The sequence below is a fragment of the Bacillus cereus group sp. N21 genome (genome assembly GCF_016483395.1).
Classification (GTDB): Bacteria; Bacillota; Bacilli; order Bacillales; family Bacillaceae_G; genus Bacillus_A; species Bacillus_A pseudomycoides.
Genome location: NZ_JAEHBX010000002.1, coordinates 138,893 through 164,927 on the forward strand (window position 1 = coordinate 138,893; position 26,035 = coordinate 164,927).

Consider the following 26,035-nt stretch of genomic DNA (forward strand, 5'->3'; position numbering starts at 1 on the left):
GGTTCAACTAATAATCAGTGGAGGATGGAGAAAACCCCCACTGATTAAAGTTTCACTTTATTAAAGAACTGAATAAATATAGCAAATTTTTTTTAGTTAACAGAAGATGTCTTCCGTTAACTTGTTAAACTTAATATATATAATAGATCCGTTTTACGGAACACAATTGAAGAAAGAAGGATGATGATGGATTTTAAAACTTGGTTAAAAAATGAAGAAAAACGAACGGAAATCGCACCGTTACGAAAAGAAAACGATTTTTGATATTTTGGGTGTTATGTATTGTAAGATGTTACAAATACGAAAATCCACATAAAAATAAAAAAAAACCATTAAATAGTTTTTTGTCATGCCCATTTTTAGTGTATTCATAGAGAATCAATAAAAATGCACTACCATATTACCTTTTAGTATGCTTAGCTTGATAGCGATGTGTCGGGACCTCATCTAGAATAATTGTTAGAATTACCAGGATAAGAGGATATTTATCTAACCATATTTTCTATAAAAAACACGACCGCGTTTCCCCCGCGGTCGTGTTTTTTATAATTAGGCTGTAATCCAAGCCTCGTCAGCTGGATTTTTACGCCATTCTTGTAATTTTTTTGTTTCAGCTTGTCCGATCATACCTTTTTCTGCTGCCACTTCAGTTAATGCACTGTAGTCGCTTAGAGAATATGATGCTACGTTTGCTGCTGCTAGTTTTTCTTTTCCTGCTTCAAGCTCATACGTGAAGATTGATACGATTCCTAATACTTCACAGCCAGCTTCGCGAAGTGCTTCTACACAAGTAATTGCACTGCCGCCAGTTGAAATTAAGTCTTCTACTACTACTACTTTTTGACCTTTTTCTGCTTTTCCTTCAATCTGGTTCCCTTTACCATGACCTTTTGCTTTACTACGTACATAGCACATTGGTAAATCCATACGATCACTTACCCATGCAGCGTGCGCAATACCAGCAGTTGCTGTTCCTGCAATAACTTCTACAGTGGGGAAGTGTTCTTCGATTAACTTCTCTAATCCTGCCGCAATCGCTTGGCGTACTTTTGGATATGATAACGTTAAACGATTATCACAATAAATTGGTGATTTCATACCAGAAGACCATGTAAATGGATCATTTGGTTGTAAAAATACTGCGCCAATTTCTAATAGATGAGATGCGATTTCTTTTTTCATATTGTTACACCTTCCCACTGTTGTTTTACGGTTTTATACGCTTCAAGCGGATTTTCTGCCTTTGTAATACTACGTCCCACTACAATGTAACTTGAACCAAGTTCACGTGCACGCTTTGGCGTTGCTACGCGTACTTGATCATTAACATCATCGCTTGCAAGACGAATCCCCGGTGTTACTGTTACAAATGCAGGTCCGCATACTTCACGTAACTTTGGTACTTCTAGTGTCGAACATACAACACCATCAAGTCCACTTTCTTTCGTTAATTTTGCATAATGAGCAACCGCTTCTTCTAACGTTTTCTCAATACCAATCTCTTTTTTCATCATAGCTTCCGAAGTGCTTGTTAGTTGTGTAACTGCAATACAAATCGGTCTCTCTTTTCCTTCTTGCTTACCTTCCACTAATCCCTCAACCGCAGCTTTCATCATGCTGCTTCCCCCAGCAGCATGAACATTTACCATATCAACATCTAGACTAGCTAGGCTGCGCATAGCGCTTTTTACTGTATTCGGAATATCATGGAGCTTTAAATCTAGAAAAATTTGATGCCCTTTTTCTTTTAAGTACGTAATGATAGCAGGTCCCTCTTTATAGAATAGCTCCATACCAACTTTGACAAATAACTGTTCCCCTTCAAAGTGGCTTAAAAACTGTTCTACCTCTGCCTTACCTGGAAAATCCAGTGCAACGATTAAAGACTGTGACATGTTTATTTCCAGCTCCTTCCCTGACATTCCGAAATGTGATCAAATCCTAATTCATCTAATAACGCTGGTAATTCTTCAATAATTGCTGGACATACGAACGGATCAACAAAGTTCGCTGTACCAACTGCAACTGCGCTTGCACCAGCGTAAAAGAACTCAATTACATCTTCTGCTGATTCAATACCGCCCATTCCGATAATCGGAATGTTAACCGCTTGACTCACTTCATGTACCATACGAATCGCCACTGGCTTAATTGCAGGTCCTGATAGTCCGCCTGTACGGTTTGCTAAAATGGGTTTTGCTGTTTTTAAATCTAGACGCATACCAAGCAATGTATTAATCATCGTTAATCCGTCTGCACCTGCATTTTCAATTGCCTTCGCAATCTCTACAATGTTTGCCACGTTCGGTGACAATTTCACATATACCGGCACTTCAGAAACCTCTTTTACTCGCTTCGTTAAATCAGCAGCAATTTCTGGGACAGTACCAAAAGCTATACCACCCGTTTTTACGTTTGGACAAGAAATATTTAATTCTAGCGCATGAACATTCGGTGCTTTTGAAATTTCCTTTGCAACTGCTACATAATCCTCAGCTTGTGAACCTGCAACGTTCGCAATAATCGGAAGATCGAATTGCTCTAGCCATGGTAATTCAGAAGTCATTACCTTTTCTAGCCCAGGGTTTTGAAGTCCGATTGCATTTAGCATTCCGCCTGGTGTTTCAGCAACACGAGGCGTTGGATTTCCATAACGAGGTTGTTCTGTCGTTGCCTTAATCATGATTGATCCAAGTACGCTTAAATCATAAAATTGCGCATACTCACGACCAAACCCGAAGCAACCAGAAGCTGGGATGATTGGATTTTTCAACGATAATCCTGGTAATTCAACTTGCAATCTGTTCATAGTACAACCTCCCCGATTGGAAATACTGGCCCGTCGCTACACACCTTTTTGTAAGAATGTCCGCTTGGATCTTCTTGCAAGTGACATACACATGCGAAACATGCTCCAATACCACAGCCCATACGTTCTTCTAGTGAAATGTAGGCTTTTTTCTCTTTATAACGACCTTCTAATGCACGTAGCATTGCCAAAGGTCCACATGAGTATAAAATGTCAAAGTCGATTCCATAAGCATCAATCACATCTGTTACAAATCCCTTTGTACCATGTGTACCATCAACTGTTGCCACATACGTATCGCCAAGCTCTGCAAATTTCTCTTCGTAGAAAACAACATCTTTTGTTTGGAAACCTAAGATGTGAATGACACGTACACCCTTTGCAACAAGACGCTGTGATAACTCATAAAGTGGTGGTACACCAATCCCTCCACCTACTAATAGAGCTGTTTGCCCAGCTTCCGCTTCTTCTACAGGAAAACCATGGCCTAATGGTCCTAATACATCTACAATTTCACCTTGTTTTCTCTTTGCTAGTGTTTTTGTTCCTTGTCCTTCCGCACGATATAGCATTGTAAATTCGTTCTTGTCTTGATCGACATTACAAATACTAATTGGGCGGCGCAGAAGGGGCGTAATGCCCTCTGCTACCTTAATGTGTACAAACTGCCCTGGTTCGTTCATTTGCTGTACAAGATCACCTTGAAGCACTAATTCATAAATATTTTTTGCGATTTCTGTTTGGTTAACGACGATCATATTTTGCTTTTGCATCATGCATGTACCACCTCGTGACGCTGCGCTGGCGCGATTTCTTTCATTGCGTGAGCTGAGAATGTCATGGATTCTAGTACTCTTAAAATTGCTCTTGTTGTATCAAGTGAAGTTAAGCAAGCCACACCATTTTCTACTGATTCACGGCGAATGCGGAAACCATCACGCGCTGGTTGTTTTCCTTTTGTTAACGTATTGATTACAAACTGTGCTTTCCCTTGACGGATAATATCAAGTAAGTTGTAGTCTTCAGAATCAATTTTGTTTACAACTTGCACCGGAATGCTTTTCTCTGTTAACGATTGTGCTGTTCCTGCTGTTGCTAATAAGTTATAGCCGATTTCATGGAAGCGTTTTGCAATTTCCATTGCTTCTTCTTTATCTTTATCCGCCACAGTAATGATTACTGATCCGTGCGTTGGAATGTTAATTCCAGAAGCAACAAGTCCTTTATATAGTGCTTTTTCAAGCGTTAAGTCTTTCCCCATTACTTCCCCTGTTGATTTCATTTCAGGCCCTAATGTTGTATCAACTGAACGTAGTTTCGCAAATGAGAATACTGGAGCTTTTACATACACTTCATTCTCTTCTGAGCGATAGCCAGTTTCATATCCTTGTTCTACAAGATTTTGACCTAAAATAACTTTCGTTGCGATATTCGCCATCGGTACGCCTGTAATTTTACTTAAGAATGGTACTGTACGGCTCGCACGTGGGTTTACTTCAATTACATACACTTCGTCTTTGAATACTACAAACTGGATATTCAGTAATCCAACAATGTTTAATCCTCTTCCAAGTGCAATTGTATTTTCGATAATTTGTTCTTTCAGTTTTGCAGATAAGCTTTGCGGTGGGTATACTCCAATTGAGTCACCAGAGTGAACTCCAGCGCGTTCAATATGTTCCATAATACCTGGAATGAATACATTTTCACCGTCTGAAATTGCATCTACTTCAATTTCTTTACCAACCATATAGCGGTCAATTAATACTGGATGATCCGCATGAACTTTAACCGCATTTTTCATGTAATGCAGTAGTTCTTCTTGACGATATACGATTTCCATCGCACGCCCACCAAGTACGTAAGATGGTCTTACTAATACTGGGTAACCAATTTCTTCAGCGATTGCTACCGCTTGTTCTACAGTCGTTGCTGTTTTACCAACTGGTTGCGGGATACCAAGCTGTGTTAAAGCTGCTTCAAATTTATCACGATCTTCTGCACGGTCTAAATCTTCAAGTGATGTTCCTAAAATTTTCACACCGTGTTCTTCTAATTTAGCAGCTAAGTTAATTGCCGTTTGTCCACCGAACTGAACGATAACACCTTCTGGCTTCTCTAAATCAATGATGTGCATTACATCTTCGATTGTTAATGGTTCAAAGTATAATTTGTCAGAAATACTGAAGTCTGTTGAAACTGTTTCTGGGTTATTGTTAATAATAATTGCTTCATATCCGGCTTCTTTAATTGCCCATACAGAGTGAACTGTTGCATAGTCAAACTCAACACCTTGGCCGATGCGGATTGGACCAGATCCAAGTACAACTACGCTTTTACGATCTGTAACGATCGATTCATTTTCATCTCCATATGTGCTGTAGTAGTAAGGTGTTGCAGATTCGAATTCTGCCGCACAAGTATCTACCATTTTGAATACTGGCGTCATGCTATTTTCTTTACGCACATCATAAATTTCACGTTCTGTTTTACCCCAAGCAGCTGCGATGTAATGATCACTGAAGCCCATTTCTTTTGCTTCTTGTAATACTTCCATATTTCCTACATTCGCTTTTACTTCGCGTTCCTTGTTTACGATGTTTTCGACTTTTTGTAAGAAGAAGAAGTCCATTTCACACCATGCGTTGATTTCTTCTTTCGTTATACCTTGACGGATCGCTTCTGCTACAACAAACAGGCGCTCATCATCTGCTTTTATAATACGTTTTTTCATCGTTTCTTTATCAAGTTCTTTTAAATGATCTAGTTCTAGGTGATAAATACCAAGCTCTAGAGAACGAACTGCTTTTAGTAATGATTCTTCTAGGTTACGTCCGATAGACATAACTTCACCAGTTGCCTTCATCTGTGTACCAAGCGTTCTGTTTGCTGATTCAAACTTATCAAATGGCCAGCGCGGAATTTTTGAAACAACGTAGTCTAATGCTGGCTCGAAGCAAGCGTATGTTTTTTGTGTTACTGGGTTTACAATTTCATCTAATGTTAAGCCGACTGCAATTTTCGCTGCTAACTTCGCAATTGGATATCCTGTTGCTTTAGATGCTAGTGCAGATGAACGACTTACACGTGGATTTACTTCGATTACATAGTATTGGAAGCTATATGGATCAAGTGCAAGCTGAACGTTACATCCACCTTCAATTCCTAACGCACGAATAATTCGTAATGAAGTGTTACGTAACATTTGATACTCACGGTCACTTAATGTTTGGCTCGGCGCTACAACGATAGAATCACCTGTGTGAACCCCAACTGGATCGATATTTTCCATGTTACATACTACGATGGCATTGTCGTTTGAATCACGCATTACTTCGTATTCGATTTCTTTACAACCAGCAATACTCTTTTCTAATAAACATTGCGTTACCGGGCTATGTTTTAAACCACTTGTTACGGTTTCAATTAATTCTTTTTCATTGTGGCAAATACCGCCGCCTGTTCCGCCAAGTGTAAATGCTGGGCGAACGATTACCGGATACCCAATTTCTTTTACAAATTCATATGCTTCATCAAGCGTATGAATGATTTCACTTGGTGGTGTTGGTTCATTTAACTCTTGCATTAATGTACGGAATAGATCACGATCTTCCGCTTGCTCAATTGCTGATAATTTTGTTCCTAAAATTTCAACTCCACACTCGTCAAGCACACCTGATTTCGCAAGTTCAACAGCCATGTTTAAGCCCGTTTGACCACCTAATGTTGGTAAGATTGCATCTGGACGTTCTTTACGAATAATACGGCTTACAAATTCTAATGTTAATGGTTCAATATATACTTTATCTGCTGTTGCAGTATCTGTCATAATTGTTGCTGGGTTAGAGTTAACAAGGATTACTTTGTAACCTTCCTCTTTAAGAGATTGACAAGCTTGTGTACCAGAGTAGTCAAATTCCGCTGCTTGCCCAATTACAATTGGTCCTGATCCGATTACTAAAATTGTGTTAATGTCTAAGCGTTTTGGCATAACTCTTCCCCTTCTTTCTTGAAGTTTTCAATCATTGTTAAGAAATCTTCGAATAAATCATTTGCATCTTCTGGTCCCGCTGAAGCTTCTGGATGATATTGCACTGTAAATGCTGGGAACTTCTTATGACGAAGTCCTTCTACAGTTCCATCATTTAAAGCTACATGCGTAATTTCAAGATCTGTATTTTCAACTGACGCTTCTTCTACTGCGTAACCATGGTTTTGAGAAGTAATTGCTACTTTTCCAGTTGCAAGATGTTTTACTGGATGATTTAAACCACGGTGACCGAATTTTAACTTACTTGTATTTGCACCAGATGCTAGAGCAAACAATTGATGTCCAAGGCAAATCCCGAATAAAGGTACTTTTCCGATGATTTCTTTTAACATTTCAATTGCTTCTGGTACATCTTTTGGATCACCAGGTCCATTACTTAACATAATTCCGTCTGGACTAAGGCGTAAAATTTCTTCCGCTGTTGTATTGTAAGGTACAACGATTACATCACAATCACGTTTATTTAGCTCGCGCAAAATACCGTGCTTCATTCCGAAGTCTACAAGTACAACACGATGGCCACGGCCTGGACTTGGATATGGATCTTTTGTTGATACGCGTTTCACATGATCTGTAAAGACTGTCGCTTTTAATTGGCTAACGATGTACTCTACATCCGCATCCATGTTGCAAAGACGCCCGCGCAGTGTTCCATATTGACGAATTTTTCGCGTTAATTTTCTTGTATCAATTCCTGCGAGTCCGGGAATATTTCTTTCTTTTAAGTAATCATCTAACGAAATTTCATTACGGAAGTTAGATGGGTGATCACAAATTTCGTTTACTATTAAACCATTTACAGATGGATGAATTGATTCGAAATCATCACGGTTAATGCCATAGTTTCCGATTAATGGGTACGTAAATGTTACAATTTGACCGCAGTATGATGGATCAGATAATGTTTCTTGATATCCAGTCATTCCTGTTGTAAATACAACCTCACCTGACTTTTCGATCTCTCCTCCGAAACCTTTTCCAATTAATACTGTTCCATCTTCTAAGATAAGCTGTCTTTTCATACTAATGCACTCTCCTTTTGCCATGCGATCTTACCGCCAACTATTGTCATAACCGGCCATCCTTGACACTTCCAGCCTGCAAACGGCGTATTTTTTCCTTTTGATAAGAATGTTGTTGGATCAATTTCTTCTTCTTGTTCTAAATCGATAATTGTAATATCTGCCGCTCTTCCTTCCTGCAAGCGACCTGCTTCTAAACCAAATGTATCAGCTGGTTTTTCTGTTAAGAATTGAATCAATTGTTCTAATGTGATAATCCCCTTTTTCACAAGGTTTGTATATAGTAATGGGAATGCTGTTTCAAAACCAGTAATTCCAAATGGTGCTCTTTCAATACCTTGTGCTTTTTCTTCTGCTGCATGCGGTGCATGATCTGTTGCGATTATATCGATTGTTCCATCTAATAATCCTTCAATTAAGGCTTCGTGATCTTCTTTTCCTCGAAGCGGTGGATTCATTTTAAAGTTTGGATCAACACCTGGGATATCATCTTCACATAATACTAAGTGGTGCGGTGTTACTTCTGCTGTCACTTTAATTCCAGCACGTTTTGCATCACGAATCACTCGTACAGATCCTTTTGTACTTACGTGACATACGTGATAGTGGCAATCTGCCGCTTCCGCAAGTAATATGTCCCGGGCAATATGTACAGATTCACATACTGATGGGATACCGTTTAATCCGTGTTCCTTAGAAAACTTCCCTTCATGTACACAACCTTTATTAATTAGTGTATTTTCTTCACAGTGTGCAACGACTGCCATATTTAATTTTGCTGCACGTTTCATAGCAGCTAGCATCATGCTTGCATCTTGTACGCCTACTCCATCATCAGTAAACGCGAATGCTCCAAGTTCTTTTAATGTTTCAAAGTCTGTCATTTCAGAACCTGCTTGACGTACTGTAATTGCGCCATATGGCAGTACATTTACATGTGCTTTTTCTTTAATTCGTTTTTGTAAGTCTTCCATATGTTCTTTGCTATCTGGTACTGGGCGTGTATTTGGCATTGCGCAAATTGTTGTAAATCCACCTTTTGCTGCTGCAAGCGTACCTGTTTCAATTGTTTCTTTATGTTCACCACCTGGTTCGCGAAGATGAACGTGTACATCTACTAGTCCAGGTGCGATTAATTTTCCATTTACATCGATTACTTCAACATTATCTGCCGTAATATTTTCTGCTACTTTCGCAATTTTACCGTCTTGTACAAGAAGATCTGTTGCTACAATTTTTCCTTCTTCATTTAGATAACGTCCATTTTTAAACAAATAATTCATGTTTCATTCCTCCTAATACATTTGGTAATGCGCGTTTTAGTACAGCCATTCTTACGTAAACTCCGTTTTCCATCTGTTTGAAAATGCGGGAACGCTCACACTCAACGAGTTCGCTCGCAATTTCTACATCGCGGTTTATAGGAGCTGGATGCATAATAATGCTTCCTTGTTTCATACGTTTTTCTCGTTCAATTGTTAATCCGTGCTGTTCATGATACTCTTTCATGATGTCTGTTTCATAATGGTCATGACGCTCATGTTGCACACGAAGTAACATCATCACATCAACTTCTGGAACAAGTTCATCTAAACTTCTGTATGTTCCGAATGTGTTAGTTTCATCTTTCCACTCTTCTGGGCTAGCAAAGTAAATTGTTGCTCCTAGTTTCGTTAATGCTTCAGCATTAGAGCGGGCTACTCGGCTATGGCGGATATCTCCAACAATTGCAATCTTTAATCCTTCGAAGCTTCCAAACTCTTGTTTAATTGTTAAAAGGTCTAGCAAGCATTGTGTGGGATGATTTCCACATCCATCTCCAGCATTTAGGATTGGAATATTTACTTTATCTTTTAGCTCATCGAAGTAGCGATCTTGCTGATGGCGGATGACTACTGCTTTTGTTCCGATTGATTCTAGTGTTCTTATCGTATCGTATAATGTTTCTCCTTTTTGTACGCTAGAAGAATCTGCTGAGAAGTTTAATACGTCTAGTCCTAATCTCTTCTCGGCAACTTCGAAGCTAAACTTTGTTCTCGTACTATTTTCGAAAAATAAGTTCGCTACAAACGTTTGCTCTGTTGTTTTTTTACTTCTTCCATTTGCGAAATCTTCTGCGTCTTTTAGGATTTCTGAAATCTCTTCTTTCGATAATTCACTCATCGTTAACAAATGGCTCATTGTCATCCCTCATCTTTCTGATTTTTATGATAACACTTTTGTATTTATATAACAACGATTGCATAAAAATACCCTAATCGTATGAGACTAGGGTGCGAGAAAAAAGCCACCCTTTTCGGTCTCACAGGACTGAATTAAAAGGTTGTTTTTATGAAGCAATCTGCTTAGATTGTTGTTTCTGTTTCATTTCAGGTAACAGTAGATTTAACAGTACGCCAACGATTGCTGCAAGCGCCATTCCTTCTACTTGGAATGATTCTCCGACACGAAGTACCGCGCCACCAATACCGATTACCAAAATCACTGATGCAATCATTAAGTTTCGTTTGTCGCTTAAGTCTGTTTTATCATCTACCATCATGCGTAAACCGCTTGATGCGATTACTCCAAAGAGTAAGATTGATACGCCCCCCATAACTGGTGTTGGAATCGAGTGAATCAGTGCGGAAATCTTACCAATAAATCCGAACATAATCGCGAAGACTGCTGATCCGATGAATAAGTATACACTGTAAGCTCTCGTAATTGCCAGCACACCTATGTTTTCACCGTATGTTGTATTTGGTGGTCCACCAATTACTGATGCGATTAATGTCGCTACACCATCTCCAAAAATCGAGCGATGTAAACCTGGTTTTTCAATTAAATCTCGCTTAATAACATTTCCAAGTACAATTTGATGCCCGATATGTTCTGAAATTGTTACAAGTGCTACTGGCACCATTAAGAGTACAATCTTCCATGAAAACTCTGGCGTGTAAGTTACAAATGGTACGACAAAGTCTGGTACATCAAACCATTTCGCCTCAGCTACTGGCTTTAAGTCCACCAATCCTTGGAAGTAAGCGAAGATATATCCTCCGATAATCCCTAATAGAACTGGTATGATGCTGAAAAATCCTCTTCCGAATATAGAGCAAATGATTGTAATTGCTAGCGTTACTAATGCTACTGAGAAGTGTGTAACACTATACTTGCCATCTGCATCATTCATTGCCATATTCACTGCTGTGTGTGCTAATGCTAATCCGATAACCATTACAACTGGACCAACGACAATTGGTGGGAGTAACTTCATAATCCATGCTGATCCCGATTTCTTAATTCCAAGTGAAATTAAGATGTATACAAGTCCTGCTAGTAAACCACCAAGCATTGCTGCTCCTGGTCCTCCTGCTGTCTTCGCCGTAATAATCGGTGCGATAAACGCGAATGATGAGCCTAGATATGCTGGTACTTGACCTTTTGTTATAAGAATAAACGCGAGTGTTCCTAATCCACTGGAGATTAAAGCTACTGATGGATTCAGTCCTGTTAAAAACGGAACAAGCACTGTTGATCCAAACATCGCGAACAAATGTTGTATACTTAAAAATAACCATTTTCCGGGTTTCGGTACTTCATGAATGTCTAACACTGGCTTTTGCTCCATTGTTATATCCTCCTTCAGTTTAAAACTTTGCAATAAAAAAACTCTTTGCGCCCTATGCACAAAGAGTCCTATACTTTCGTATGTCAAATTTGACATACGAAAGTCAAGACCCTTTGGCAGCCTCACAGGACTACATTTAAAAGGGCTTTACTTATCGTATATACTTACTCGATCTTGCTGATCCGTCTCTTGCAAATCAACTTCAATACGTTCTTCACTTGATGTTGGAATGTTCTTCCCTACATAATCAGCGCGAATTGGTAATTCACGATGACCTCTGTCTACAAGAACAGCTAGTTGGATTTGTGATGGTCTACCTAAATCCATAAGAGCATCCATTGCTGCTCGAACCGTTCTTCCTGTATACAATACATCATCCACAAGAATAACTTTTTTCTTCGTAATGTCCACAGGAATATCTGAACCTTTTACAAGCGGTTCTTTATTTTTTGATTGCAATGTTAAATCATCACGATATAGCGTAATGTCTAACTCGCCTACTTCTATTTCTTTTCCTTCAATTTGACCAATTCGTTCTGCTAAACGCTGTGCAATAAAAATCCCACGTGTTTTAATTCCGACAAGAACACAATTATCGACACCTTTATTACGTTCCACAATTTCATGACTGATGCGTGTTAAAGCGCGGCGAATCATTTGGTCATCTAAAACGACAGCTTTTTCTTGCATGCTCTACACCTCCAAGCTTTTTTCTTGCGTGAGAGGAATGGTATAAAAAAAGTCCTCTCAGAGTGTGCGAGAGGACTTTTGAAAAAAGGGTACAAGTACACCCTAAGTATTTCAAACCGTTACCTTCTCAACCTCACGGGGCTGTGTTAAAGGATCATTATTCAACTGTTGCTAGTATCGCAGGTTTTAATCGTTTTGTCAATACTATTTCCGTAAAACATTTAAAACTTCTTCAAATACTGCTGGAACTGGCGCCTCAAACTCGATATATTCGCCTGTACGAGGATGATCAAACCCTAAAATCCCCGCATGAAGCGCTTGTCCATTTATATCTAATGTTTTTTTCGGACCATATTTCGGATCTCCCGCAAGCGGGTATCCAATATATTTCATATGAACACGAATTTGGTGCGTACGGCCGGTTTCTAAACGACACTCTACAAGTGTAAAGTCTTTAAATCGTTCTAACACCTGAAAATGCGTAACAGCATGCTTCCCATTTTCATCAACCGTCATACTTTGGCGGTCCTTTTTATCACGGCCAATTGGAGCATCAATTGTCCCTTTATCATGTGGAATTACACCATGGACGATTGCTTTATATCGTCTTGTTACTGTTTTTGCCACAAGCTGATTTACAAGAGATTCATGTGCCATATCATTTTTAGCAACCATCAATAAGCCAGATGTATCTTTATCAATACGATGTACAATCCCTGGACGCATTACACCGTTAATACCTGATAAATCTGTACAATGATGCATTAACCCATTTACAAGTGTACCACTTGTATGTCCAGGAGCTGGATGCACAACCATGCCACGTGGCTTATTCACAACAAGCACATCTGCATCTTCATAATAAATTTCTAAATTCATGTCTTCTGGCAAAATATCAAGCTCTTCTGGATCTGGAATTGCTACTGCAATTTCATCATTTACTTTTACTTTATAATTTCCTTTAATGTCGTTTCCATTTACGGTTACAACGCCATCTTTAATCCACTGTTGTACTTGTGAACGTGACCATTCATTGTTCACTCCCGCGAGAAACTTATCAATCCGTTCGCTCTTTTGTTCTTCTGTAACTGTTACTTGTAGTACTTCGCTCATTCAATTACTCCTTCATTTTCTTTCCTTCTAATAATGTTTGAATAATAATCAATACAACCCCAATACATAAAGCTGAGTCAGCTATGTTAAATACCGGATAGTTGTATGAAAAAATATACACGTGAATGAAATCCACCACTTCTTGTCTAAATACACGATCAATAAAGTTGCCAATTGCTCCGCCTAAAATAAGACCTAATGAAATCCCTAGGAGCCTATCTGTTTTTGCATACTTTTTCATATAAAATACGATAAATCCTACAAAAACAACTGTAATAATATAGAAGAACCACATTTTGTTTTCTAAAATGCCCCAGGCAGCTCCTCTATTCCGATGTGATGTTATGTATAATACATTATCGATAATCGGGATACTTGTACCTAATTCCATGTTTTTTACAATTAACCATTTCGATACTTGATCGATGGTAATGACAAATAACGCTATTAAATAATATATCATTTTCATTTCCCCCACAAAGACAGTGTACCTCAAAATTTTAGCATAGCTACGGTCTTTTCACAATGAACCTTTACGGAAGAATAAAATAAAATAAAAAAAGGTAATATAATATCGTTGTGCCTCTTAGACATTTACTTTCTCATATAAAAATTCATGAATTGTACGAGCTGTTGGCATCATTTTCATTTGCTTTACAGGAATGTATTTCCCAGTTTCCTCACAAATGCCATACATATCGATTTCCATTTTAAATAATGCTCGTTCCACATCTTTTAAATCTTCTCTTATATCATGTAAAAATAATTTCTTTTTTCCATCTTCCTTCGATTCATAGCCTAATTCCAGTCCGAATTCTACATAATAAGTTTCTATCGCTTCTTTTGCCAGTCGTTCCTGTAGTTCTTTTTTCATCAATTGTAATTCTTCTTTGATTTCCATATAGATTTCATTCACGTGTACATCCCTCCTGGCTGCAATGTACCGTTAGTGTGTCCGAAATTTTCTCGCTTACCGCTCACACATTTTTCCTTCATAGGAAAGTGCTTAAAAGTTACTTCCTCCTGCCCAACAGAAAAACTTTAAGCAGTCGAACTTTTCATACATCTGCCACATGTTAAGAAGAATCCTTACTAAATACAAAAACTGACTACCGTAATAGCAGTCAGTTTTTATCACATCATTATTTTACATAATTTTCTTTTACTACTGTTGCACAACGCTCACATAATGTTTCATGTTCAGCGTCTTTACCAATTGTTTCAGAAACAACCCAGCAACGTTCACATGTTTCACCAGTTGCCTGCGCTACAACAACAGCTGTATGCTCATATTTTGGTGCACCCGCTGGAGCTTCTTCCATTGTTCCACCAAGTTTATACTCAGAGACAATAAATAATTGTTTTAAATCTTCACTAATAGACTCTAACATTTGTTTCATTTCTGCAGTTGGATATAGGGTAATACTCGCATTTAATGACTTACCGATTACTTTTTCATTACGAGCCACTTCTAAAGCTTTTAATACGTCATCTCGAAGTGTCATAAATGCATCCCATTTTGTTTTTAACGCTTCCGCACCCTCTACTTCTACAGCTTCTGGCATATCGGTTAGCTGAACGCTTTCCTCTACAACACCAGGAACATATGGCCATACTTCATCAGCTGTATGAGGTAAGATTGGTGTTACAAGTTTTGTTAATGCAACAAGAACATCGTAAAGTACTGTTTGAATCGCACGACGGTCATGATGATTTGCTGCTTCAATGTATAAAATGTCTTTTGCAAAGTCTAAATAGAATGAGCTTAAATCAATTGTGCAGAAGTTATGAATTGCATGATATACTGCCGCAAAGTCATATGTTTCATATGCTTCTTTTACTTTTGTAATTAAGTCATTTAATTTCACTAGCATGTAGCGATCTACTTCACGTAATTCAGCTTTCGCTACTGCATCTTGACTTGGATTAAAGTCAGCTAAGTTTCCTAATAAGAAACGGAATGTGTTACGGATTTTACGATATACTTCTGCAACTTGTTTTAAAATATCATCTGAAATACGCACATCAGATTGGTAGTCAACAGAAGATACCCATAAACGTAAAATATCTCCACCTAATTGATCCATGATTTTCTTCGGTACAACAATGTTCCCGATAGATTTACTCATTTTACGACCTTCACCGTCTAATACGAATCCATGACTCAACACACCTTTGTATGGTGCTTTACCTGTTACTGCAACTGCTGTTGATAATGAAGAGTTAAACCAGCCACGGTATTGGTCAGATCCCTCTAAGTATAAATCAGCTGGACGTTGTAAGTCTTCGCGCTCTTCTAGGACAGCTTGGTGAGAAGAACCTGAATCAAACCATACGTCCATAATGTCTGTTTCTTTACGGAATTCGCCATTCGGACTAGATGGATGTGTAAATCCTTCTGGTAATAACTCTTTCGCTTCACGTTCGAACCATACGTTAGAACCGTTCTCACGGAATAGATCTGCTACGTGATTGATTGTTTCATCTGTAATAATTGGATCGCCATTCTCTGCATAGAAGACAGGAATCGGTACACCCCATGCACGTTGACGAGAAATACACCAATCACCACGGTCACGAACCATATTATGAAGACGTGTTTCACCCCATGCTGGTACCCATTTCGTTTCTTCAACAGCTTGTAATAACTCCTTGCGGAACGCTTCAATAGATGCAAACCATTGCGCTGTCGCACGGAAGATAATTGGTTTTTTCGTTCTCCAGTCATGTGGATAAGAATGCGTAATAAATGTTAATTTTAATAACGCGCCAACTTCTTCTAATTTTTCCGTAATTGGCTTATTAGCTTTATCATAGAATAGACCTTCAAATCCAGGTGCTTCACTTGTTAATACACCTTTATCATCAACTGGGCAAAGAACTTCTAATCCATATTGTTTCCCAACAAGGAAATCGTCTTCCCCATGTCCAGGTGCTGTATGTACACAACCTGTACCAGCATCTGTTGTAACGTGCTCACCAAGCATAACTAAAGAATCACGCTCATAGAATGGATGCTTCGCAACTGTATACTCAAGTTCGCTACCTTTAACTGTTTTCACAACTTCAGCATTTTCCCACTCTAACGTTTTAGAAACTGTGTCAAATAGTTCAGAAGCAATAATATATTTTTCATCATTTACTTTCACAATGCTGTATTCAAGTTCTGGATGAACAGAAATACCTAAGTTGGCTGGTAATGTCCAAGGTGTTGTTGTCCAAATGATAAATTTCTCGTCGCCCTCTAATACGTCTTTTCCGTCTTTTACAGGGAATGCCACATAAATAGATGCTGACTTTTTATCATTGTATTCAATTTCAGCTTCAGCTAAAGCGGATTCACTTGTTGGAGACCAATAAACTGGTTTTTGTCCTTTATAGATATAACCTTTTTTCGCCATTTCACCAAATACTTTAATTTGCTGCGCTTCATAAGCTGGCTCTAAAGTAATATATGGGCGATCCCAATCAGCACGCACACCAAGACGTTTAAACTGTTCACGTTGGCGATTCACTTGTTCGTATGCATACTCTGCACATAATTTACGGAATTCTGCAACCGTCATTTCTTTACGTTTTACACCTTTATTTGTTAAAGCTTGTTCAATTGGTAAACCGTGTGTATCCCATCCTGGTACATATGGTGCACAGTATCCAGTCATTGATTTGTAACGAACAATAAAATCTTTTAATACTTTATTTAACGCATGTCCCATATGAATGTCACCATTCGCATATGGAGGACCATCATGCAGTACAAATAAAGGACGACCTTTTGTATGTTCTTGTACCTTTTCATAAATGTTCATCTCAGCCCATTTTTCTTGCATTGCAGGCTCACGCTTTGGTAAATTCCCACGCATTGGGAATTCTGTTTTCGGCATTAGTAATGTATTTTTATACTCCACGCTTAATTCCTCCTCGAATGTATAAAAGAAAGACCCTAAAAAATGGAATAAAAAAGAGACTTTCTCATCCCCAAAAAAGGGACGAGAAAGTCTCCCGCGGTACCACCCTAGTAGACCGTACACGTATGCACAAAGTCCTCTTTATATTCTTAACGCGAATATACGCCTACGCTTACTTTTTTGTTCAGCGCGGAACTCCAGGGTGATATTCCCATTTATCTCCTTATCCTGAGCTTACACCGTCCTCAGTTCGCTATATAAGGTATGAAAAAGGTACTTATCCCTATCTTCGTTTTTCTTAATAAATATGTTGTTTAAAATTATATGTAATAATGAGAAAAACGTCAAGCTTACACTGTTTCTTCTTTCTTTAATAGCTCGTCCACTTCTTCTTCTAGCTCAATTAATTTGTCCCAATCATCGTTGTTTAACATTTCAAGCTGTGCTTCTAATAACATACGGAAACGCGTACGGAATACTTTCGCTTGTTTCTTTAGCTCTTCAATATCAAATGCAACTTTTCTTGATTTTACTAAAGCTTCATTAATGATACGATCTGCATTCTTTTCTGCTTCACGTACAATTAATTTCGCTTCTTTTTGTGCATTACGCTTTACTTCTTCCGCCGCTTCTTGTGCAACAACGATAGACTTATTTAGCGTGTCTTCAATGTTAGAAAAATGATCTAATTTACCTTCTAGTTGAGCAACTTTTTCTTCTAATGCTTTTTTCTCGCGAATGACCAATTCATAATCTTTGATGATCTGATCAAGAAACTCATTTACTTGATCCTCATCATAGCCACGGAATCCGCGACCAAATTCTTTGTTATGAATATCTAATGGTGTTAACGGCACAAACGCCACCTCCAAGTAGTTATCTGAATTTTCCTCTTTTAATTATATCTTTTCTTCGACAAAATAAGGGATTTTCCTTCTAAAAAACCAATCATTTTAGTATACCATACAAAACTCGCCATTTGTCGCGTTTCGTTTTTCCTTCTACAGAAAATAATTTACTCCGGCCATATCCCCTAATTGAAAAAACATCACCCGGAAAACACTCATATGCAGTTTGTTCAACAGTTTTCCAGTTCACTTTCACAAGACCGTTTTTTATAAGCGGCTGTACTTTTTGCCGTGATAGATGAAGCATTTCAGCTAGCAGGACATCTAATCGAAGGGATGAAACAGTTCCAGACTGCTCTTTCCATTCTTCTTGCAATCGTAATACTTTGTCTGCTTGTACAGAGGAAAGTGAGACCGTCATTTTCTTCCCTATTGATTGTAAATTCATTTCAATGTAAGAAACAATTTCTTTTGCAACTATAATTTGGGCACGATTTTCTTGAAGCAAAATATCACCACACTTTTCTCTTGTAAGACCAAGAGACATAAATGCACCTAATATTTGCCTATGTTCAAGCGTATAAAACTTGGAAGGATAGTCAATTTCTAATACTTCAACTTGGAAATCTTCTTCATTTAAATCAAGATAACTCGGATAAATAAGAGCTCTTTTCCTTTCCGCTTTTGGCTCAGCACCATAAAGACGCAAAGTAGCATCCCCTTGATTTCCAATTATCGTAGCAACAATTTGCTGCTGACGCGGATCCAGAAAATCCGTTAATTTCACTTGATGATATTCTTCAGCCACCTGTTTCCACTCTAACACTTTATCGACAAAGACCACTTCTTCGGGTCTAAAATGCTCATAGATGCTCATTCATTCAACCTCTTATTACAAGAAATAACGAAACAGACTTACTAAACCACTACTAGCCAATCTCAACGCAATAATTGCAACAATTGGAGAAATATCAATCATGCCAAAAGGTGGGATAAATCTCCGAAACGGTTCTAAATATGGTTCACAAATACGTGATAGAAAATCACCAAATGTTGATTCTCTAGCCCCTGGAAACCAAGATAGAAGGATATAGATAATAAGCGCCCAGGAATAAATCTGGATGATCCAAAGCAATGCTTGTAAAATAATCGTCATGGCGTATTACCACCTCTTTATATTTGTCTCTTCCTCTTCACCGAACAACTCAGAAATGGCCCCAACAATATCCACAGTCTCAGGTGTACAAATAAATGTTTTCGGTCCTAATTTTTGAATATCCCCGCCTATAGCGTATACAGTACCACTTAAAAAGTCAACGATACGCACAGCTTGATCTGTTGACATCCTTTGCAAATTAATGACAACCGCTCTTCTTCCCTTTAAATGATCCGCAATCCCTTGTGCTTCCGAATATGTGCGCGGTTCTAACAAAACAACTTTGGAAGATTGCTTTGCTGTTTCAATACTTACAATATTTTGTTTCGGCTGTGCTTTCGTAAGTGGAATATCCTGCTGCTCTGGTGGATCTTGTTGTTTTTTCATTTCAGCTTGCTCCTTTTCCTTTTCGTAAGCTTCTCGCTCTTCTGGAGTGTCAAAAAAGAAGTATTTTACTTTTGACCAACTCATAATAACATTCTCCTTCCTTTTATGCTTTTCCTACTAAAATCGTTCCCAAACGAATATATGTAGCACCTTCTTCAATTGCAATCGTATAATCATTTGACATTCCCATTGATAACTCTTTACACGGAGCGTATGATAATCCTAGTTCTTGTACTTGTTTTTGCAAACCACGCAATTTCTTAAAACAATGACGAATTTCGGCTTCTTCCTCAGTAAATGGTGCCATTGTCATCAATCCAACAACTTCAATTTTATCAAATTCTTGCAAAGCACGAATAAACGCAATCGTTTCCTCAGCCGCTATCCCTTGCTTTGATTCTTCAGACGATGTTTTCACTTGTACAAAACATCGAACCTGCTTTGTAGTACGCTTTTGAATTTCTTTCGCAAGTGAAATGCGATCTAATGAATGCAAATAATCAATCTCATTAATAATTTCTTTTACTTTTCTCGTTTGTAACGAACCAATGAAATGCCAATTTACTTTTGAACCAAAATGCTCATACTTCTGTAAAAAACCTTCATTACGATTCTCACCTAAATCAGTAAGTCCAGCTTCTATTACTTCATTTGTTTTTTCAATTCCTACTGTTTTTGTTACTGCAACGAGCTTAACCTCTTGTGCCGAGCGCTCTGCTCGTTCACATGCTATTTTAATTTTCTCATTTACAAATGCTAAATTCTCTTGCACTACCACTGTTTTCAATCCTCCTTAAAGCCTATGAAACTCAACATTCTTCCTGTTTTTCCCCGATCACGACGATGTGAGAAAAACAATTGTTCTTCACAGCTTGTACAAAGAGACGACATCATAATATGCTCTTCTTTTATGCCAGCTTGTATGCATAATATGCGATTGATTTCTTTTAAATCAATTGCATATTGTCCGTCTGAAATCAATTTATATGGAACATGTCCGTTTACCGCTTGTTTTGCTGCTGATAATACGCGATCATCAACTACATAACAGCAGGACCCTATGGCTGGTCCAATTGCAACATAAATCTCATGAGCTGGCACCCCTTCCGCACGCCACTTTTGAATCATTTCTTTTGCAATTTCTTTTACAGTGCCTTTCCATCCAGCATGTGCCAGTCCTATCATACCTTGTGATGGTGCATAGAAATAGAGTGGAACACAATCAGCATAACAAGATGTTAAACATACATCTCTATCAGTCGTATAAATACCATCTGTGTTTGGAATACCATCTTCATATGAATAGATTCCTCGCCCTTTTTCTTGCTGTCCTACTTTTTCAACATGATGATCATGAACTTGTTCTGAACAAATCCAATTTTCTAATGTTTTTTGTAACTTGTTCGCTAAAATACGTCTATTTTCATGAACATTTTCCATCATATCATTTACATGTAATCCTAAATTCATCGCATGAAAGGAGCCTGTACTTACTCCACCATCTTTTGTCGTAAATCCTGCAGTAATGTTTCCAAGTTCTTTCCACGCTTGTAAATACAATATACCGTCCTCATATATAAATGGTTCTCTCATAAAGCGGCTCCTTTTAATAAAATAACATAAAAAGCATGGTACTTCCTGTCTATTTTACCATACTTTTATTTTTCCATAATGACAACATAAAAAAAAGAGGAATTTGTAATATTCTTTAAGAAATTGTCGGTGTTTGTATTGATTCTGTTACAGAATTGACATGATCAGCTCTTACTAATATTACATCCTCTCCAATTTTTACAATTTGCTTCCACGGAATAACAAACTCTGCTTCTTTCCCAAATATTCCTAACATACGTGTTTGCTTTGAAATAATGACAGCTTGAATCTTCCCTGTATTCATATCAATATCGATATCGCTAATGTTTCCAAGTTTTTTTCCGTCAGAGACATTTACAACATCCTTAATTTGAAACTCTGAAATTCGTATCATTGTCATTCTCCCCTTTTATGTTGTGTAATCGATAAGTCTCCTTCTGCCAGCGATTTCACTTTACTGTCATTATATGAACACGCAATCTTTCCTATGAACAGAATCTCGGGGCACGCAACATAAAAAGATCTCATCGTAAATGATGAGACCTTATCCTTGAATTGTTTTATTCATTTGTTTAATTGCTGATTTTTCAAGGCGTGATACTTGCGCTTGAGAAATCCCAATTTCTTCGGCAACTTCCATTTGTGTTTTCCCTTGAAAAAAACGTTTTCGGATAATCATTTTTTCGCGATCATTCAATCGTTTCATGCCTTCTTTCAACGCCAATTCTTCCACCCATTGCTCGTCCCTTTGTTTATCATCACTCAGTTGATCCATCACAAAAATAGGATCGCCCCCATCATTATAGATTGGTTCAAATAGTGATACTGGATCTTGAATGGCATCAAGTGCAAAAACGATTTCTTCATGTGTCACTTCAAGTACTTTTGCAATATCCATCGCCGTTGGTTCTTTTGAATTTTCAGCAATTAGCTTTTCTCTTACCTGTAATGCTTTATACGCAATATCTCGCAACGAACGAGAGACGCGAATTGGATTGTTATCACGCAAATATCTACGAATTTCTCCAATAATCATTGGCACAGCATATGTTGAAAATTTAACATTTTGGCTTAAGTCAAAGTTATCAATTGATTTCATAAGTCCAATGCAGCCGACTTGAAATAAATCATCAACAAATTCTCCTCTGTTGTTAAATCGCTGAATGACGCTCAGTACAAGACGTAAGTTTCCATTTACTAATTTCTCTCTTGCGCTTATCTCTCCACTTTGCATTTCTCGAAATAATTTACGCATCTCTTCATTTTTTAGTACTGGAAGTTTAGCTGTATCAACACCGCAAATTTCTACTTTGTTTCTCGTCAAAGTGTTCCCTCCTATCGGGAGTTGCTGTACAGTGTAAAGTATCTCCTTTGGAGGGAATTTTATGCATACCGTTTTTCTGTCACTTTTAATAAAAATATCATTCGTGCTTTACTCGGAAATACAACAAAACCAATCGGAATACCGATTGGTTTTGTACAATCTCCTTGATGATCTAACCTTTTAACAACGTCACTTTATACCATTTTATTAAATTCTTTTCGAAGCCTTTTTATAATTCTCTTTTCAAGTCGAGAAATATAAGACTGTGAAATCCCTAGCATATCTGCCACATCTTTTTGTGTTTTTTCTTCTCCCCCTGCAAGTCCAAAACGGAGTTCCATAATTTGTTTTTCACGATCATTCAGTTGGTGTAGTGCTTTCTTAAGAAGATGTCTGTCTACATTAGCCTCTAAATCTTTTGTAATAATATCATCATCCGTACCAAGAACATCTGATAGTAACAATTCATTCCCATCCCAATCAATATTTAATGGCTCATCAAATGACACTTCTGAACGATTTTTATTATTTCTACGTAGATGCATTAAAATTTCATTTTCTATACAACGTGATGCATAAGTCGCTAATTTTATTTTCTTTTCAGGGTTAAATGTATTCACAGCTTTAATAAGACCAATTGTTCCAATACTAATCAAATCCTCAATATTAATTCCTGTATTTTCAAATTTACGTGCTATATACACAACAAGCCGTAAGTTACGCTCAATAAGTAATGACCGTGCTGCTTGATCACCTTTTGGCAATTTATTGAGGAGTACTTCTTCTTCCTCTTTTGTTAAAGGCGGTGGCAATGCCTCACTTCCACCGATATAGTAAATTTCATCAGTCTTAATTCCAAGTTTCAGCAATACTTTATACCAAAGATATGTGAAATAAAATTTTATTTTCGTCATATTCTCCCGCCTCTCATAATTAAGCAATTGTCACTTTTGGTGATATCAACATTTTCGGATGTATAATACATTGATACTCTCCATTTGTAGATAATTGCTGTGTATTTAAGCCGATTAATACTTTATTTACGACCATATTGCTTCCTTCATGATAAATTTGAACAACATCTGGCTTAATTGCCCATAAAAATTGATGATCAACTCCTACTGCTCGAAAAGGAATTAAACGTAGTCTCGTTGCCCAACCTAAATCATTTTCTGGTATTTGTGGAATCTCTGTTTTGGAATAAATTTGTTCTATTAACCATGTTGGTAAACAATGCTCTAATGATGAAATATGCATAATCATTACCGGTGTTTTTGTTATAGGGTCATGAAGCTGATTTCCACTATCAATCAAGCCATCTAGTTTAATTTCATTTTCAACTAATCTAATATTCACTTGTACAATTTGGTCATAATGAATCTTAGTCACTTCCACATTTTCAATACGTTTTTTTGAAAAGTAATAAATAATCGGAAATCCCAAAATCACAAACATCCAACTTACTGGATCACCATAAGACATTGCTTTCGCCTGAACTAATCCATCTACCATGTCATTCGTTTGTAGGAAAAAATGAGTTCCAATTAATCCTCCTCCTACCATAAATGTTACAAAATAAAAGGTAAAAACAGTCTGTGTATAATCTCTAAAAGTAGAAAATCCAAATGCTGTATACACAATAAGTAACGAATACAATAATTTCATAATTGGGTGTGTCATCATAGAAGCAAAAGGAGTAAAGGCAAAAATAACAATTGTAGAACCAATAAATGTCCCTAGCACAAGCCTCCATCTTTTGATCTTCTTTTTCAACACAGTTGCTGTTAATAAAAGCAAAAGAAAATCAATGCAGGCGTTTAACAACCAAACAACGTCAGCGTAAACAACCAAACAATTCACCTCTTTTTTTAAGTTGAGACTAGTATAAAGCATATCCAATAGGAAAGTGTGTCAATTTGCGGAGGGGTTTTTTTGTTATTTTGTGGTTTCTAGACATAATCTGTCGTGAGGTATATATTGTGAACTTTCTAATAATAAATTCTTCGGTTCCCTTCATCTATTTTTCTTACTTTCTATAATTTAGATGATGGTCTTACTATATAAATACAAATTGAAAAAACGACATAAAACCTTTCTTTTTAAGTGAAAGAGTGCATCCGGCCATGCATAGAAGCGGTCAGATTAATCCTTTTCCTGCCATATGCAGGTTAAAACAAAGAGAGAAACGAGTGCTGGTCACCTTTTGTTCTTCGTAACAGCGACTTGTACGTTGAAAAATCAAAATGAATTTATATATTTATGAATAGCGAGATAAGTTTTTTTATTTTAAAATATTTAAGGTTGTGTAATAAAAAAGAAAGGAGCCCTGAGGCTCCTTTCTTTTTATCGTCTACGACGGTTACGTAAAAATGCTGGAATATCGATATCATCTGAATCTGTATTACGATCATGTACAATAGACTCTTCACGTTTCACTTCGCGTTTTACTTCACGTTGTTTTTGTGGCTGTGCTGTTGGTTGTTGCTGTTGCGCGTGATTTGTAGTCGCCGTTGAACGTACAAATGTTTTTGGCGGCTGAACTGTAACACTATCATCAAAACCAGTTGCAATTACAGTAACAACAATTTCATCTTTTAAACTCTCATTAATTACAGAACCGAAAATCATATTCACTTCTGGATCTGAAGCTGAAGCAACGATATCTGCCGCTTCTTGCACTTCATATAAACTTAAGTTTGTGCCCCCAGTAATATTCATAAGAACACCTTGTGCACCATCGATAGATGTTTCTAATAACGGACTAGAAATTGCACGTTTTGCTGCTTCTGCTGCACGGTTTTCACCAGTTCCAACACCAATACCCATTAATGCAGAACCTTTATTAGACATAATTGTTTTTACGTCTGCAAAGTCTAAGTTAATGAGACCAGGTGTAGCAATTAAATCGGAAATACCTTGTACACCTTGTCGTAATACGTTATCCGCTTCGCGGAACGCTTCAAGCATTGGTGTATTTTTATCTACAATTTCTAAAATACGATCATTCGGTATAACAATGATTGTATCTACATTATCTTTAAATGCTGTAATCCCAGATATAGCTTGCGTCGCACGTTTGCGACCTTCGAATGTAAATGGACGTGTTACAACACCAACTGTTAACGCGCCTAGTTCTTTTGCGATTTGTGCAATAACTGGAGCTGCACCCGTACCAGTTCCACCGCCCATACCAGCTGTTACAAAGACCATATCTGCACCACGAAGTGCTTCTTGGATTTGTTCTTTACTTTCTTCAGCGGCTTTTTTCCCTACCTCAGGATTTGCGCCGGCACCAAGTCCACGCGTTAATTTTCCGCCAATTTGCATTTTCGTTTCAGCTTTTGATAAATTTAATGCTTGCGCATCAGTGTTCACAGCAATGAAATCCACACCTTGTACACCGTGCTCAATCATACGGTTTACAGCGTTATTTCCGCCACCGCCGACACCGATAACTTTTATGCTCGCTAATTGATCTTGAGTAGTATCAAACTCTAACATGTCGAAATCCCCCTAGAACC

The 26,035-nt window shown here is 37.7% G+C and carries 25 protein-coding genes and 1 other annotated feature; all 25 genes read right to left on the reverse strand.

Translation table 11 applies throughout. The features are described from left to right. Positions 1-549: 549 nt before the first annotated feature. Positions 550-1,182, reverse strand: coding sequence for an orotate phosphoribosyltransferase (pyrE, locus tag JDS96_RS01735; RefSeq protein WP_016116008.1), 633 nt, complete (start codon positions 1,180-1,182; stop codon positions 550-552). Beyond that, positions 1,179-1,895, reverse strand: coding sequence for an orotidine-5'-phosphate decarboxylase (gene pyrF, locus JDS96_RS01740; protein WP_199665819.1), 717 nt, complete (start codon positions 1,893-1,895; stop codon positions 1,179-1,181). The genes pyrE and pyrF overlap by 4 nt, the downstream gene beginning before the upstream one ends. Before the next feature lie 2 nt (positions 1,896-1,897). Continuing rightward, positions 1,898-2,809, reverse strand: coding sequence for a dihydroorotate oxidase B catalytic subunit (gene pyrD / locus JDS96_RS01745; protein ID WP_199665820.1), 912 nt, complete (start codon positions 2,807-2,809; stop codon positions 1,898-1,900). Further along, the gene (gene pyrK / locus JDS96_RS01750; protein ID WP_018764744.1) at positions 2,806-3,585 is read right to left on the reverse strand and encodes a dihydroorotate oxidase B electron transfer subunit; all 780 of its coding nucleotides are present in this window, start codon (positions 3,583-3,585) and stop codon (positions 2,806-2,808) included. The genes pyrD and pyrK overlap by 4 nt, the downstream gene beginning before the upstream one ends. Then, positions 3,582-6,800 carry a carbamoyl-phosphate synthase large subunit gene (gene carB / locus JDS96_RS01755; protein ID WP_098135681.1) on the reverse strand — a complete coding sequence of 1,073 codons (3,219 nt, stop codon included), beginning with the start codon at positions 6,798-6,800 and terminating at the stop codon, positions 3,582-3,584. The genes pyrK and carB overlap by 4 nt, the downstream gene beginning before the upstream one ends. Continuing rightward, the gene (locus JDS96_RS01760; protein ID WP_018764746.1) at positions 6,785-7,882 is read right to left on the reverse strand and encodes a carbamoyl phosphate synthase small subunit; all 1,098 of its coding nucleotides are present in this window, start codon (positions 7,880-7,882) and stop codon (positions 6,785-6,787) included. The genes carB and JDS96_RS01760 overlap by 16 nt, the downstream gene beginning before the upstream one ends. Beyond that, entirely contained in the window at positions 7,879-9,165 is a 1,287-nt protein-coding gene (gene pyrC / locus JDS96_RS01765) for a dihydroorotase (RefSeq protein ID WP_018764747.1), read from the reverse strand. Before pyrC ends, JDS96_RS01760 begins: the two co-directional genes overlap by 4 nt. Further along, positions 9,149-10,063: an aspartate carbamoyltransferase gene (gene pyrB / locus JDS96_RS01770; RefSeq protein ID WP_018764748.1), complete on the reverse strand. Its 915-nt coding sequence runs from the start codon at positions 10,061-10,063 to the stop codon at positions 9,149-9,151. Before pyrB ends, pyrC begins: the two co-directional genes overlap by 17 nt. Positions 10,064-10,211: 148 nt before the next feature. Next, a complete protein-coding gene (gene uraA / locus JDS96_RS01775) occupies positions 10,212-11,495 on the reverse strand; it encodes a uracil permease (protein WP_199665821.1) in 1,284 nt (427 codons plus the stop codon). A gap of 147 nt (positions 11,496-11,642) precedes the next feature. Then, positions 11,643-12,185: a bifunctional pyrimidine operon transcriptional regulator/uracil phosphoribosyltransferase gene (pyrR, locus tag JDS96_RS01780; protein ID WP_001156487.1), complete on the reverse strand. Its 543-nt coding sequence runs from the start codon at positions 12,183-12,185 to the stop codon at positions 11,643-11,645. Between the two features lie 204 nt (positions 12,186-12,389). Beyond that, the gene (locus JDS96_RS01785; RefSeq protein ID WP_199665822.1) at positions 12,390-13,298 is read right to left on the reverse strand and encodes an RluA family pseudouridine synthase; all 909 of its coding nucleotides are present in this window, start codon (positions 13,296-13,298) and stop codon (positions 12,390-12,392) included. 4 nt (positions 13,299-13,302) lie between these two features. Continuing rightward, positions 13,303-13,761 (reverse strand): lipoprotein signal peptidase LspA, encoded by a 459-nt coding sequence (gene lspA, locus JDS96_RS01790; RefSeq protein WP_018764750.1) that lies wholly within the window; start codon positions 13,759-13,761, stop codon positions 13,303-13,305. 123 nt (positions 13,762-13,884) lie between these two features. Further along, entirely contained in the window at positions 13,885-14,214 is a 330-nt protein-coding gene (locus JDS96_RS01795; RefSeq protein WP_018764751.1) for a TraR/DksA C4-type zinc finger protein, read from the reverse strand. Positions 14,215-14,440: 226 nt separating this feature from the next. Next, entirely contained in the window at positions 14,441-17,206 is a 2,766-nt protein-coding gene (ileS2, locus tag JDS96_RS01800; RefSeq protein WP_199665823.1) for an isoleucine--tRNA ligase, read from the reverse strand. Between the two features lie 74 nt (positions 17,207-17,280). Further along, positions 17,281-17,505, reverse strand: a binding site (T-box leader). A 51-nt stretch (positions 17,506-17,556) separates the two neighbouring features. Beyond that, positions 17,557-18,063: a septum site-determining protein DivIVA gene (divIVA, locus tag JDS96_RS01805; RefSeq protein WP_016116021.1), complete on the reverse strand. Its 507-nt coding sequence runs from the start codon at positions 18,061-18,063 to the stop codon at positions 17,557-17,559. 91 nt (positions 18,064-18,154) lie between these two features. Next, positions 18,155-18,931, reverse strand: a complete 777-nt coding sequence (locus JDS96_RS01810) for a YlmH family RNA-binding protein (RefSeq protein ID WP_199665824.1) — start codon at positions 18,929-18,931, stop codon at positions 18,155-18,157. Positions 18,932-18,946: 15 nt separating this feature from the next. Continuing rightward, positions 18,947-19,210 (reverse strand): YggT family protein, encoded by a 264-nt coding sequence (locus JDS96_RS01815; protein WP_003199802.1) that lies wholly within the window; start codon positions 19,208-19,210, stop codon positions 18,947-18,949. 6 nt (positions 19,211-19,216) lie between these two features. Beyond that, positions 19,217-19,681 (reverse strand): cell division protein SepF, encoded by a 465-nt coding sequence (locus tag JDS96_RS01820; protein ID WP_003199801.1) that lies wholly within the window; start codon positions 19,679-19,681, stop codon positions 19,217-19,219. 19 nt (positions 19,682-19,700) lie between these two features. After that, positions 19,701-20,375, reverse strand: a complete 675-nt coding sequence (locus JDS96_RS01825; protein ID WP_003199799.1) for a YggS family pyridoxal phosphate-dependent enzyme — start codon at positions 20,373-20,375, stop codon at positions 19,701-19,703. A 5-nt stretch (positions 20,376-20,380) separates the two neighbouring features. Continuing rightward, entirely contained in the window at positions 20,381-21,190 is an 810-nt protein-coding gene (pgeF, locus tag JDS96_RS01830) for a peptidoglycan editing factor PgeF (protein WP_018764753.1), read from the reverse strand. Between the two features lie 115 nt (positions 21,191-21,305). Further along, positions 21,306-21,584, reverse strand: coding sequence for a YlmC/YmxH family sporulation protein (locus tag JDS96_RS01835; protein ID WP_016116026.1), 279 nt, complete (start codon positions 21,582-21,584; stop codon positions 21,306-21,308). Between the two features lie 150 nt (positions 21,585-21,734). Further along, on the reverse strand, positions 21,735-22,514 hold the full coding sequence (sigG, locus tag JDS96_RS01840) for an RNA polymerase sporulation sigma factor SigG (RefSeq protein ID WP_003199794.1): 780 nt from the start codon (positions 22,512-22,514) through the stop codon (positions 21,735-21,737). A gap of 194 nt (positions 22,515-22,708) precedes the next feature. After that, entirely contained in the window at positions 22,709-23,428 is a 720-nt protein-coding gene (sigE, locus tag JDS96_RS01845; RefSeq protein WP_003199790.1) for an RNA polymerase sporulation sigma factor SigE, read from the reverse strand. A 19-nt stretch (positions 23,429-23,447) separates the two neighbouring features. Then, a complete protein-coding gene (gene spoIIGA / locus JDS96_RS01850; protein WP_199665825.1) occupies positions 23,448-24,365 on the reverse strand; it encodes a sigma-E processing peptidase SpoIIGA in 918 nt (305 codons plus the stop codon). A 492-nt stretch (positions 24,366-24,857) separates the two neighbouring features. Next, positions 24,858-26,015, reverse strand: coding sequence for a cell division protein FtsZ (gene ftsZ, locus JDS96_RS01855; RefSeq protein WP_003199787.1), 1,158 nt, complete (start codon positions 26,013-26,015; stop codon positions 24,858-24,860). Positions 26,016-26,035: the final 20 nt, after the last annotated feature.